This window comes from Clostridioides sp. ES-S-0048-02 (assembly GCF_020658495.1).
Taxonomy (GTDB): Bacteria; Bacillota; Clostridia; order Peptostreptococcales; family Peptostreptococcaceae; genus Clostridioides.
Map to the genome: position 1 here is coordinate 225,200 of NZ_JACVWH010000004.1, position 13,248 is coordinate 238,447.

A 13,248-nucleotide genomic window follows, 5' to 3' on the forward strand; every position below is an offset into this window, starting at 1 on the left:
TACTAATTTTTGTTTAATAGTGCTAAAATTGATTTGTATCGAATTTTGATTAGGAGGAAATTATTATGAAGACTCAAAGATTAAATGCTGTACTTGAACAAATGAAAAAAGATGATATTTCTCAAATGTTGGTAAGTGATCCTACTTCAATATTTTATTTAACAGGATTACTAATCCACCCAGGTGAAAGACTGTTAGCTTTATACTTAAATTTAAATGGTAATAATAAATTATTTATAAATGAATTATTCCCAGTTGCAGAAGATTTAGGTGTTGAAATGGTTTGGTTTAATGATACTCAAAATCCAATAGAAATAGTAACTGAACATGTAGACAAAAATGCTACTATGGGTGTTGACAAAAACTGGCCAGCTAGATTCTTATTAAGCTTAATAGAATCAGGTGGAGGAAGTAAATTTGTAAACTCATCTTATATAATAGATACTTTAAGAATGTGTAAAGATGAAGAAGAAAAAGAATTAATGAGAATAGCTTCAAGATTAAATGACAAAGGTATGGAACAACTTAAAGCTACTGTTTCTGGTGAACTTACAGAAAAACAACTTGTTGGTAAATTATCTAAAATATATGAAGACTTAGGTGCTGATGGATTTTCATTTGACCCTATAATAGGATTTGGTCCTAATGGAGCTAATCCACATGGAGAACCAGGAAATGCTCTTGTAAAACCTGGTGATGCAATAATATTAGATATAGGTTGCATAAAAGATAATTATTGTGCTGATATGACAAGAACTGTATTCTATAAAGAAATACCTGAAAAAGGTAGAGAAATATTTGAAATAGTTCTTGAAGCCAATAAGAGAGCTGAAGCTATTGTAAAACCAGGAGTTAGATTCTGTGATATAGATGCAGCTGCTCGTGATTACATAACTGAAAAAGGATATGGACAATACTTCACTCATAGAACTGGTCACTCTATAGGACTTGAAGTTCATGATAAGGGAGATGTATCTTCTATAAATACAGATACTGTGCAACCAGGAATGATATTCTCTATAGAACCAGGTATATATTTACCAGGAGAGTTTGGAGTTAGAATAGAAGATTTAGTACTAGTTACTGAAGATGGTTGCGAAATACTAAACAAATATGACAAAGAAATATGTGTGGTTGGTTAATTGTAAGATTAACTTAATAACATCAAAATAAGCTGTATAAAAATGATTTTATTCATTTTTATACAGCTTTAACTTTTTAGTTTGTTGTTTATATTGCAGTTATCAAAATTGCACCTTTTGAAGTATATGTTCCCATTACTGAACCAACTTCACAGATTACAACGTCTTTATATTTAACATCTTTTTCCATAGCTTCTCTTACTTTTTGAGCTTTTTCGGGGCAGTTAGCATGTCCTATAAATAAAACCTTCTCTTCTTTATCTATAATTTTTGATTCTACTAACTGAATCAGTTTTTTCAAGCTATTCCCTTCACCCCTTGCCTTATCTATTGGAGTTACAATCCCATCTGCAACTTGTATTATAGCCTTAAAATTTAATGTATTTATAATTTTTCCTGCTATTGGATTTATTCTACCTCCTTTTATAGCATTTTCTAATGTCTCTAGAGTTCCATAAAATGGTGGATTGTCTTTATATCTATCTATTATTGAAACAATTTCTTCAAGTTCTTTTCCTTCTTTTATTAATATTGCCGCTTTTAATACTAATTGTCCTATGCCAATTGACCCACTAAGTGAATCTATAATTTCAATTTTTTTATTATTTCCTTCTTTTTCGAACATGTCTTTTGCCAAAAGTGCACTATTATAAGTTCCAGATAATCCTGAACTTATGCTAATTACTAATATACTTTCCTCTTCGCATTGATATGCTTCTAAAAACTTATCTGGTGAAGGACATGATGTTTTTGGCAATAATTTACTTTCATCCATTTTTCTGTAGAAAGTTTCATTATCTATTTCCTTCCCAGATATATAGTTCTCTTCTCCAAAAGATACATTTAAACCAATAACTTCAATATTGTATTTCTCTATTATATGATTAGGTAAGTCACATGCACTGTCTACTATCAATTTTATTTTATCCATATTAACCTCACTATAAGATATTGTTTTTGTTTATTCAGTCGGTCGTACGACCGATTTAATTATTATTTTATATTTTGGATGAAAAAAAGTCAATAGATATAGATTCTTGCTTTATTGACAATAATTTTCTATAAGCTTATAATGTTATTAATTTGTTATAAATATACATAGAAAGGTAGGTTTTATGAAAACAAATAATATGAAACAAGCTATTTTATTATCTGCTACTAATTTAATAGCCAAAAATGGAGTTCAAAATACCAGTCTTGCTGATATTGCAAAAGATGTGAATATAAGTAAGGGTACACTATATTATCACTACTCATCTAAAAATGATATTATATATGACATTGCTGATACTCATTTAGAAGTTATAACTAGTGCTATATTAAACTGTGTAAAAAATGTCAAATCCAAAAATTCTCAAATAGAAATGGTCAACTTAATACTAGAAAAAATATCTACTATAGAAAGTCGTGGTAGAGTACATATGTATCTTATTTGTGAAGCTATTACTTCAAATGATGATTTAAAAGAAAGAATGAGATTGAAATATATTGAATGGCGAACTACCCTTAAATCTGAAATTATTGAATCTCTTGAAAAATATAATGGTGATGAGAATGAACAGGATGCTGAATCCTTTTCTTTTTTACTTATGTCTATAGTTGATGGTTTAGTTGTCCAAAGCTTGTTAAAAACAGAAAAAATGCCTTATGAAAATATCGCTTCTTTTTTAGTTAACCATTGGATTTAAACTTGATATTTTAATAATTAATAAAAGTGAACTATTAAAGTTTTTTAATTTAACAGCTCACTTTTTTATTTGCTATGAATAATTTTTATTTAAACCTTCATGGAATAACAAAATAAAAATCATTTTATTAATTTAAAATACTTCTATTTATGTTGATGTGTATGCCCATCTAAATGTTCATGCCCATGTATATGTGTATGTTCATGCCCATGCTCATGAGTTCCTGAAAATCCATCATCATGATTATGGTCATGACCTACACCATTTACATGCTCATGTTCATGTCCATGACTGTGAGAATGCTCGTGTGAATGTTGATGGTTATCTCCCCCACAGCATCCTTCTCCTCCAGTTCCACAGCATCCATTAGCATGTGGATTATGATGATTTCTTACTACAAATCTCTCTCTTAACATATTATTATACCTCCTAGTATATTATTGAGCACTTCATGTGCCCCATTAGTTACAGTATACATCTAACTAGGTACAATAACAAGATATATGGTATTTTTTAACACTTATATCTTATAAAAATTTATCCTTAAAACCTCCACCTTTTACTTCTTCTACATTGTTTACAGAAATAAAAGCTTCACTATCCATATCATAAATTAAATCCTTAAATTTACCTACTTCATTTGCAGATATGATACAGTAAATCATTTTTTTCTTATTCTGCGTATATGCTCCTTCTGCTTCTAAAAAAGTTACTCCTCTACCCATCTTATTCATTATTACTTTTGATATTTCTTCATATCTATTTGATATTAAAAGTATAGATTTTTTTCTATCAAAGCAATCTTTTGCTATATCCATTGTAAAAGAAATTATATACATAGTAATTAGAGTGTACATTACCAATTTTGCTCCAAATAAAAATGCACCTGCACATACTACAAAGAAATTAATAAATAAAAATGTATTTTTCATTGGTATATCGTACTTTCTTTTCATTATAGCTGCTATTATATCAAGCCCTCCAGCAGTAGCTCTTGCTTTAAAGGTCAATCCCATACCTATACCAGTTAAAACACCACCATAAATAGATTGTAGCATAGTATCATCTATTGGAAAATATTTAGCAATATCTTGTGTTAAACCAAGTGCAACAGAAAATAGTAACATATTTACAAAACTTATTAACAAAAATTTATTATCAAAATACTTCTTAGCTATAATAAATATTGGTATATTCATCAAAAAACTAGATAATCCCTGATTTATACCAAATAACTTATATAATATAACACAAATTCCAGCTACTCCTCCACTTAACAACTTGGCTGGTGCTAGATATAAATTTATTCCTAAGGTTGATAAAATCATTCCCAATATAATAAGACCATATTGCAAAAATATGTTATTATCAATACTTAGTTTTTTGCTTTCACCATACATCAAAACGCACCCCTTTGCATAATAAATAAACCACCCTGCATAATACACAATAAATTTAAAAATAAATTTACCAGAAGTAGTTCACTCTAAAATATTATTCATCCTCACTTAAACGTTTATTCACTAACATTTTATCATATGCTATAAATAATTTATATGATTTATATAAATTTATTTGTTGTAAATTTTGGAATATTAAAACATTTAATTATTGAAGTACAAAAACAATTAATTAAATAAAGAAATAAGCTATCTTTTTAAAAAAAGCCCTATAGAAATTTACAAATCATTTTCTATAGGGCTCTTAATTAACAGCTTGTTATTTTTTATTTTCTTGTAACTTTTATACCTGTCATATGGTCATTTAAGTTTTGTTCTTCTAAAGATTTATCATCCACTCTATTTATTTCTAAAGCTAAAGTCTCAGACTTGATGTATTCATCAAAATGCTCAACAGCTTTAGCAATCTCATCATCACCACAGTAATCTATTACTATGTTGTCTAGTACTTCAAAGTTATTAGATTTTCTCAATTGTTGTACTTTAGATATAAATTCTCTAGCATATCCTTCATCAACTAACTCATCAGTTAATTTAGTATCTAGTATAACAAAAAGATTATTTTCAACAGATACATTAAATCCTTCTTTAGCAGTTATACCTATTAATACTAAGTCTTTATTAAATTCAAATGCTTCTCCATTTAAATCAACTGTTAAAGTTTCACCATTTTCAAGTTTATTAGCAGTTTCATGTGCATTTAACTTGTTTAATGCTCCTACAAATAAGTTCATCTTAGCGCCTAATATTGGTCCAGCTTCTTTAAAGTTTGGTTTTAGGCTAAAGTTCATATATTCATCTAAATCTTTAGCAAATACTACCTCTTTAACATTAAGCTCTTCTTTTATTAAATCAACTACATCACTTATTGTGTCTTCAAATTTACCATCTACTAATACTTTTTGTAATGGTTGACGAACTTTTATTCTCTCAACTTCTCTTGAAGCTCTACCTAAAGTAACTAGATTCTTAGCTAAATCCATTTTTTCTTCTAATTTAGTATCAACTAAACTCTCATTAAACTTAGGATATTCAGCTAAATGAACAGATACTTCTCCAGTTAGGTTTCTATACATTTCTTCTGACATATATGGAGCAAATGGTGCTATAGCTCTGCAAAGTCCATGTAATAATTCATAAGTTGTATTGTATACAGCTTTTTTATCTTCTGTTAATTCAGTTGCCCAGAATCTTCTTCTTGAACGTCTTATATACCAGTTAGATAAATCATCATTTATGAAATCTTGTATCATTCTTAAAGTTTTATTTAATTCAAATATCTCTAAATTTTCTTCTACATCTTTCATTAAATTATTGAATTTAGATAGTATCCATCTGTCAAGTTCTGGTCTATCTTTGTATTCTACAAAGAATTCAGTTGGATTTATATCATCTGTATTTGCATATAAAGTAAAGAAGTTATATACATTTTTCATAGTACCTATAAATTTACTTTGGATTTCTTTTAATCCATCCATATCAAATTTAGTTGGAGTCCATGGTGGAGAAACATATAGTAAATACCATCTTAGCGCATCTGCTCCATATTGATCAAACAACTGCATAGGATTTACTGTATTTCCTCTTGATTTACTCATTTTCTTTCCATCTTTATCAAGTACAAGGTCTGGAACTAAGACACTCTTATACGGTGCTTTTCCTAATACAAATGTTGATACTGCAAGTAATGAGTAGAACCAACCTCTAGTTTGGTCTATACCTTCTGATATATAATCAGCTGGGAATAGCTCATCAAAGTTTTCTTTGTTTTCAAATGGATAGTGGTGTTGTGCAAATGGCATAGCTCCACTATCAAACCAGCAATCTATAACTTCTGTTACTCTTGTCATTGGTTTTCCACATTTTTCACACTTCAAGTGTATATCATCTACATATGGTCTATGAAGTTCTACAGTTTCTGGGTTTACATCTTCTATAGCTTTTTCAGCTAATTCTGCTCTTGAACCAACTGAATCTGTATGACCGCATTCACATCTCCATATAGGAAGTGGAGTTCCCCAATATCTAGTTCTTGATATTGCCCAGTCATTTAGATTTTCTAACCAGTTTCCAAATCTCTTTTCACCTACAAAGCCTGGGAACCATTTTACACCATTATTATTTTCTATTAATTTATCCTTAAGCTTAGTCATTTCTATATACCAGCTTGGTTTTGCATAGTACACAAGTGGAGTTTGGCATCTCCAACAATGTGGATAATTATGAACTACTTTTTCTTTACTATATAGTTTATTTTCAGAAGCTAGCCATTTTATTATTTCAACATCTAGCCCATCTTCCATTACAAATCTACCTTCCCAAGGAGTAGTTGTAAATTTACCAGTTTCATCTACTGGCTGTACAACTGGTAAATCGTATCTTTTACCTGTATTGTAGTCATCTTCACCAAATGCTGGTGCTGTATGAACTATTCCAGTACCATCTTCAGTAGTTACATAATCTCCTACTGTAATGAAAAATGCTTTTTTATCAACTTCTACAAAAGGCATTAATTGTTCATATTCTAAGCCTTCTAAATCTTTACCTTTCATTTCTTCTAAAACTTCATAGTCTTCACCTAGTACTTTATTAGCTAAAGGTTTAGATACATAATATACCTCATCACCTTTTTTAACTTTTAAGTAATCAACATCAGCATTCACTGTTAATGAAACATTTGATGGTAAAGTCCATGGAGTAGTTGTCCATGCTAAGAAATATTCATCAGCATCTTTTTTCTTAAATTTAGCTACAACTGTATTTGTCTTTACTTCTTTATATCCTTGTGCAACCTCATGACTAGCAAGACCAGTTCCACATCTTGGGCAATAAGGAAGTATTTTATGCCCTTCATATATATATCCTTCTTTATTGAACTTATTCAATATCCACCATACAGATTCTATATAGTTATTATCTAAAGTTATATATGGATTATCTAAGTCAACTTCATAAGCCATTCTCTCAGTCATTATTCTCCATTGTTTTTCAAATGAGAAAACTGACTCTCTACATTTTTGGTTAAATTCAGCTATTCCATATTCTTCTATTTGTTGCTTGCTAGTAAGACCTAATTCTTTTTCTACTTGTATTTCAACTGGCAATCCGTGTGTATCCCAACCAGCTTTTCTCTTTACTTGATAACCAGACATTGTTTTATATCTACAAACAGAATCTTTAAGTGTTCTAGATAAAACGTGATGTACTCCAGGATTTCCATTAGCTGTTGGAGGTCCTTCATAAAATACAAAACTTGGGTCGTCTTTACCTTTTTCTAGAGTTTTTTCAAGTATATCTATGTCTTTCCAATAGTCAAAAACTTGTGCTTCTGCTTGTTTCACAGAACTGTCCACCAATGGCTTAAATTTTGCCATGTAAATCACCCTTTCCTACAGTTATTATAATTCCAAAGTTTTTATTCTTTTACGTAAATTTGAATAATAAAAAACTCGTCCCCTTTAAACAAAGGGACGAGTTATCAATCGCGTTACCACCCTAATTCTATATGTGAACTTAACAATAGTCACATATAACACTCTAATAGTATAACGGCACTAACCGGCACAGCTTAATAAAGTTTAATCGTTCAGCCTGCAGCTCAAGAGTGATTCTCATCTTTATAAATTCCTTGGTTCTCAGCATACCCAATTCTCTGTAAAATTATCTAAAGATAATTGTCTCTATCAACGCTTTTAAAAATTTATCTGTGTTTATATGAAATTCTATAACAAATAATTTGAATAGTCAATATATTTTTGAAAAATATAATAATTTATATTTTTCTTACATATTTATCCTATTTTTTGTTTTTGTTATAGTATTCTCAAACTTAAACAATAATTCTACCTAAAATCCAGTAAAATTATTGTTTATTCTAAAGTTGTAGCAGCTTCATCATTACTATAATTATACACTGATGTACCTTCAAATGCATTTACACATTTTTCATCTACATCATAAAAAATCTCATCGACACTTCTTATTTCATCTTCTAACAATGATTTGAATTTATTTCTAAATATCTTAAATTCTTTAACTAAAGCATCGTACTCTTTTCTTATCTCTATAACACGATTATTAGCTTGTTCTATAATTTGTCTAGCCTTTAAATCTGCTTCTTCAACGATTATCTTAGCCTTTTTATTTGCTGCACTACAAGTGTCTTCTGCTGCACTTTGAGCAGTTATTAAAGTAGCTTTTAGTGTTTCTTCAATATTTTCATATTTATTTACTTGATCTTGATATAATCCTAATTTTTCTTTAAGAGCTGTATTTTCTCTACATAGAGATTCATAATCTTCTTTGATAATATCTAAAAACTCATCCACTTCTTCATCTCTATAACCTCTTAAACCCTTTTTAAACTCTTTATTTTCTATCTCAATTGGAGTTAGCATTACATTTCCTCCCAGCTATAATTTTAATTAGTCCTTATACAATTAATTTTGCTTGAACTTTTATTCTTCCTTTTTTAGTAATATCTCCTATTTGTGTTACTTTAGCTCTTCCTTTACCTCTAATAGAAATTAAATCATCATTTTTAATTATTTTAGAAGTTGAAGTTATCTTTTCATAATTGACATGGACTTTTTCTCCATTTATGTATTTTGCACTATCTTGCCTAGATATATTGTAAAGACTACTTATGATACAATCTAACCTATCTGAAGATACTGTAAATGATACTTCTTTATATTTTGAAGAACTATTAACAATATTTTCTCTGGAAATTTCCTTTACAATTACACTATTTCTTGAAACTTTCTCTAAATTTATGATTATAAAATCACAAATATCACTACTTACAACTACTTGACAAAAACTATCATGTATAATTATATCTCCAATTTTGTCTCTTTTTATACCTAGATTCAAAATTGCTCCTAAATAATCTTTATGAGATATACTTTTAAATTTAAAATTTCCTTCTATCTGTAAAAATCTAAGAGTATCTTCTATATCCTCATATTCCATGTAAAATGGATAAATAAATACAGTGCTTCTTTCAGCTTGTTCATAACCTCCATCCACACTGTATTTTATTTCATTAGTAGAATTTAATATATCTACAGCATTTCTCACTTCATATGGATTAAGAAACTCAGTAGACTTAACATCATAGTTTTTTATACAACTATTAGCCTTGTCTATTACTTTAAACATTTTATTTTTCAAGTCTACATCCTTTATGTGATTTGTCAATTTCAATTTGTCCATGTTATCACCTTAGAATATAACCAATACTAATTGTCTTAGGAACATCAATAATACTATTGCAATTAAAGGAGAAAAATCTATCGGCCCATTTGTGTATTTGTACATTATAGACCTGATTGGACCTTCTATTGGCTCTGTAAGATTTTCTAAAATCTCAAAAATTTTGCTTTGTCTTCCATTTGGAAACCAAGTCATCAAGCTTTTTATAACTATCATCCATGCTATTATGTCTAAAAGATAATATAGTGCAATTCTTATTGTTCCCATACATTAACCGCCTTTTTACTATTTATTTTGCCAAGGGAAGAATGCTTTGCTTTCTAATTCTTTTTTCATATTTGCATCTATATCTACATTATTAGGAGCTAGTATAAATATTGACTTAGAAACCTTTTGTATACTTCCATCTAAAACATAAACCGCTCCATTCATAAAATTAAATATAGATTTACGAACTTCAGAATTAGTCAATCCTTCCAAATTCACTATAACTGCCCTTCTTTGTTTTAGATGGTCTGCTATAGTTGCAGCTTCATCATAAACTTTAGGTTCAACTATTACAACTTTCATTTGAGAAGTTGTATGTAAATTTACAATTTTATTTGCTTTTGCAGCACTAAATCCTCCATTTATTTCTTCCTCTTGAACTATATCTTCCATACCACCTTCATATTCATCTTCAACATAATCTTCATCTTCATCAACTATCCAGTTCTTAAATTTAGATATTATTCCATTTGACATTATTAACTTCCTCCTTAGAATTTATTCAGATTTGAGTAATTATTTTTTATTGTAATTTCTTTCTCCAAAGATTGATGTTCCAACTCTAACAATGGTAGCCCCTTCCTCTATAGCAATTTCATAATCGTGACTCATTCCCATTGATAAAACATCCATACCTACATTAGATATGTTTAATTCTTTTATTTGTGTTGATAAATCTTTAAGACCTTTGAATACACCTCTTATTTCATCTTCATCTGCTACAAAAGGTGCCATTGTCATTAGACCTTTTATTTTTATATTTTTATATTTTTCTGACACTTCTTTGACAAAATCTATAACTTCTCCTTTGTCAAGTCCATGTTTAGATTCTTCTTTAGATATATTCACTTGTACTAAGCAATCTATTTCTCTATTTATTTGCTCAGCCCGTTTTTGAATTTCCTCGCATAATGCGACTCTATCTAAAGAATGTATCATACAAACTTTATCTATTATGTACTTAACTTTATTTGTTTGCAAAGTTCCTATTAAGTGCCAATTTAGTTTGTCACCTATAATATCATACTTTCTAGCTAATTCTTGAGGTTTATTTTCACCAACAGAAGTAATTCCTTCTTCCATTGCTTCATTAACTAAATCTACATCAACAGTTTTAGTAACTGCTAAAAGAGTAATTTCTTTACTATCTCTATTTACTTTTTTTGCAGCTTCATCAATTTTACTTCTTATTTCAGATAAATTCTCTTTAACAGAACCCATTATTATCACCTACTTTATCCTTATATTTGTGTTTATTTTGTTAGGTCTTAAAATTATTTTGTCATATAGATTAACACTTTTAACTCCATTTATGTCATTTTTATAATAATCCACAAATACAGAAGATTCATTTTCATAAGTTATCCCTTCTAGTATGACAAATTTTACACTTTGTGATTGTTCATCAATTACATATACACCACGTTTATTGTCTTTTGTTTTTATAGAAGTTTTAGGTATTTTTAAACATTCCATCTGATTATATATTATATCAAATTCTTCGACACTTGTATCCTGATTTCCAATAATTTGGTTACTTATTTTTAATTTTACCATTATTTTATTATTATTTTTATATATTTTGTAAACTTTTGCATCTATTTTTTGTTTGTCATATTCAATTACGACATCTTGATTTTTTTCAAATCTTTTATAATCTTCTTTATCAACATATATTGATAAATAACTACTCTGGTCATTAAAGTCTTTTTCTAGAGTACCTTCTGTACTAATTTTTGCATCGACTACTTCAGATTTTAATACTAATGTATCTACATTCTTACTAATAATCATTACTAAAATATTAAATACTAAATATATAAGAATACCAAGTATCACTAATCTGGTATATTTAACCTTTTTCAAAGACTCTCCCCCTATATAATTTCTTTCATTATAAATACTTCTTCTAAAAAAGGTTTATTCCTTTTTTATATGATAATAATTGTTTTTTTTCATATTAAATTTATTTTTTATCAATCTTCCTATACAAGATTGTATTATTTATATATAATTATATTGTAAAGTATAAGTTTAACTTAGATTTTAAACTTGCTTTATATACCTTTATAGTTATTTTTATTTTTAGATACAATATAAAACCAATTAAAATTTAAAATTACTTTTGTTCTGTTGTCATTAATTAGTTAATTATTTACACATTAGGATAACGTTATCATAAGCAAAAGTTTATGTCCTAAAAAAAATACAAGGAGGATTTTCTTATGTCAGAAATTTTATTAGGAACAGGTTTACTTTTATTGGTTCTATGTTGTTTCACAATTTTTAGTTACAAAGCTCCATATGGTATGAAAGCTATGGGAGCTCTTGCAAGTGCTGCTTGTGCTACTTTCTTAGTCGAGGCATTCAATCTTTCTTTACTTGGCGACGTTTTAGGTATGGAATTTTTTAGAAGTGTTGGAGCCGCTAATGGTAGCCTTGGTGGAGTTGCTGCTGCTATACTTGTGCCATTAGCTCTTGGTGTATCTCCAGTTTATGCTGTTTTAATAGGATTATCATGTTTAGATTTTTCTATATTATCTGGATTCGTTGCTGGATACTTTGTTTCTTTCTTAATTAAGTTTATAGAGAAAAAGGTACCACCTGGAGTGGATTTAGTAGTTGTAATCCTTCTATGTGCACCACTATCTCGTCTTATAGCATCAAATGTAGACCCATTAGTTAATAGTACACTACTACAAATCGGACAAGTTTTAATAGAGGCTACTAATATTAGTCCTATAGTAATGGGAATTATATTAGGAGGCTTAATAACAGTAGTTGGTACATCTCCACTTAGTTCAATGGCGCTTACGTCTATAATTGGTCTTACTGGTCTTCCTATGGCAATAGGAGCATTAGGTGCTTTTGGTTCAGCTTTTATGAACTCAACATTATTTGCAAGATTGAAGTTAGGATCTAAAAAAGATATTATATCTGTTGCTATTGAACCATTGACTCAATCAGACATAATTTCGGCAAATCCAATACCTATATATTGTACTAATTTCTTTGGAGGTGCTTTTTCTGGTATCATTGTAGCTTTGATGGGTCTTGTAAATATGACTCCAGGTACAGCTACACCTGTAGCTGGATTTGCTATAATGTTTGCCTATAATCCAGTTAATCAAGTACTCATAACAGCTGGCTTATGTGCCTTATTTAATGTAGCTGCAGGATTTTTAGGCTCGAAAATATTCAGTACTTTTAAAGTTCTTACTGCTGGTGAAATACGTGGTACTGATGTAGAAAAAGAAATTGCTTAAAAATAATAAGATTTATAAATTAATATTTTAAGTTAATATTTTAAATGATAAAGTTTTATATTGTAGGCAATTTTATTAATTGCAAGCGTTTTATTTTTATATTTATTTATGATTATTATGTGTGTTAAATATTTAGATAGTTTTTTATTTTTTTAATTTACTTTTTATTTAGTTTTTTATTTAGTTGATGTATTAAAAATAAATGTTA

At 28.6% G+C, this 13,248-nt stretch carries 13 protein-coding genes and 1 other annotated feature; of the genes, 3 read left to right on the top strand and 10 right to left on the bottom strand.

Annotation, left to right across the window (positions count from 1 at the left end; genetic code table 11):
* Nucleotides 1-65: 65 nt before the first annotated feature.
* Nucleotides 66-1,142 carry a M24 family metallopeptidase gene (locus IC173_RS07840; protein ID WP_227432453.1) on the top strand — a complete coding sequence of 359 codons (1,077 nt, stop codon included), beginning with the start codon at nt 66-68 and terminating at the stop codon, nt 1,140-1,142.
* Between the two features lie 88 nt (nt 1,143-1,230).
* Here the strand turns inward: IC173_RS07840 and IC173_RS07845 are convergent, their stop codons facing one another.
* The gene (locus tag IC173_RS07845; RefSeq protein ID WP_227482886.1) at nt 1,231-2,073 is read right to left on the bottom strand and encodes a DegV family protein; all 843 of its coding nucleotides are present in this window, start codon (nt 2,071-2,073) and stop codon (nt 1,231-1,233) included.
* Between the two features lie 184 nt (nt 2,074-2,257).
* On the opposite strand from IC173_RS07845, the gene IC173_RS07850 reads away from it, so the two are divergent.
* Complete coding sequence (locus tag IC173_RS07850) at nt 2,258-2,830, top strand: TetR/AcrR family transcriptional regulator (RefSeq protein WP_227855387.1); 573 nt, start codon at nt 2,258-2,260, stop codon at nt 2,828-2,830.
* Between the two features lie 143 nt (nt 2,831-2,973).
* Here the strand turns inward: IC173_RS07850 and IC173_RS07855 are convergent, their stop codons facing one another.
* The 9 genes from IC173_RS07855 to IC173_RS07895 all read right to left on the bottom strand — a co-directional run bounded on the left by IC173_RS07855 (nt 2,974) and on the right by IC173_RS07895 (nt 11,640).
* Nucleotides 2,974-3,246 carry a hypothetical protein gene (locus IC173_RS07855; protein WP_227432450.1) on the bottom strand — a complete coding sequence of 91 codons (273 nt, stop codon included), beginning with the start codon at nt 3,244-3,246 and terminating at the stop codon, nt 2,974-2,976.
* A gap of 111 nt (nt 3,247-3,357) precedes the next feature.
* Nucleotides 3,358-4,230 (bottom strand): YitT family protein, encoded by an 873-nt coding sequence (locus tag IC173_RS07860; RefSeq protein WP_227824210.1) that lies wholly within the window; start codon nt 4,228-4,230, stop codon nt 3,358-3,360.
* 326 nt (nt 4,231-4,556) lie between these two features.
* Nucleotides 4,557-7,664, bottom strand: coding sequence for an isoleucine--tRNA ligase (gene ileS / locus IC173_RS07865; protein ID WP_227432448.1), 3,108 nt, complete (start codon nt 7,662-7,664; stop codon nt 4,557-4,559).
* A gap of 89 nt (nt 7,665-7,753) precedes the next feature.
* Nucleotides 7,754-7,986: a binding site (T-box leader), on the bottom strand.
* A 173-nt stretch (nt 7,987-8,159) separates the two neighbouring features.
* Nucleotides 8,160-8,687, bottom strand: a complete 528-nt coding sequence (locus IC173_RS07870; RefSeq protein WP_227432447.1) for a DivIVA domain-containing protein — start codon at nt 8,685-8,687, stop codon at nt 8,160-8,162.
* Nucleotides 8,688-8,721: 34 nt separating this feature from the next.
* The gene (locus tag IC173_RS07875; RefSeq protein WP_227482889.1) at nt 8,722-9,507 is read right to left on the bottom strand and encodes an RNA-binding protein; all 786 of its coding nucleotides are present in this window, start codon (nt 9,505-9,507) and stop codon (nt 8,722-8,724) included.
* Nucleotides 9,508-9,516: 9 nt separating this feature from the next.
* On the bottom strand, nt 9,517-9,774 hold the full coding sequence (locus IC173_RS07880) for a YggT family protein (protein WP_054274603.1): 258 nt from the start codon (nt 9,772-9,774) through the stop codon (nt 9,517-9,519).
* A gap of 18 nt (nt 9,775-9,792) precedes the next feature.
* Nucleotides 9,793-10,251 (bottom strand): cell division protein SepF, encoded by a 459-nt coding sequence (locus tag IC173_RS07885; protein WP_227432445.1) that lies wholly within the window; start codon nt 10,249-10,251, stop codon nt 9,793-9,795.
* A 39-nt stretch (nt 10,252-10,290) separates the two neighbouring features.
* Nucleotides 10,291-10,995, bottom strand: coding sequence for a YggS family pyridoxal phosphate-dependent enzyme (locus tag IC173_RS07890; RefSeq protein ID WP_227432444.1), 705 nt, complete (start codon nt 10,993-10,995; stop codon nt 10,291-10,293).
* Between the two features lie 9 nt (nt 10,996-11,004).
* The gene (locus IC173_RS07895; protein WP_227482890.1) at nt 11,005-11,640 is read right to left on the bottom strand and encodes an HlyD family efflux transporter periplasmic adaptor subunit; all 636 of its coding nucleotides are present in this window, start codon (nt 11,638-11,640) and stop codon (nt 11,005-11,007) included.
* A gap of 359 nt (nt 11,641-11,999) precedes the next feature.
* Here IC173_RS07895 and IC173_RS07900 point away from each other — a divergent pair, with 359 nt between their 5' ends.
* A complete protein-coding gene (locus tag IC173_RS07900) occupies nt 12,000-13,040 on the top strand; it encodes a PTS sugar transporter subunit IIC (RefSeq protein WP_227432442.1) in 1,041 nt (346 codons plus the stop codon).
* The last annotated feature ends 208 nt before the right edge of the window (nt 13,041-13,248 follow it).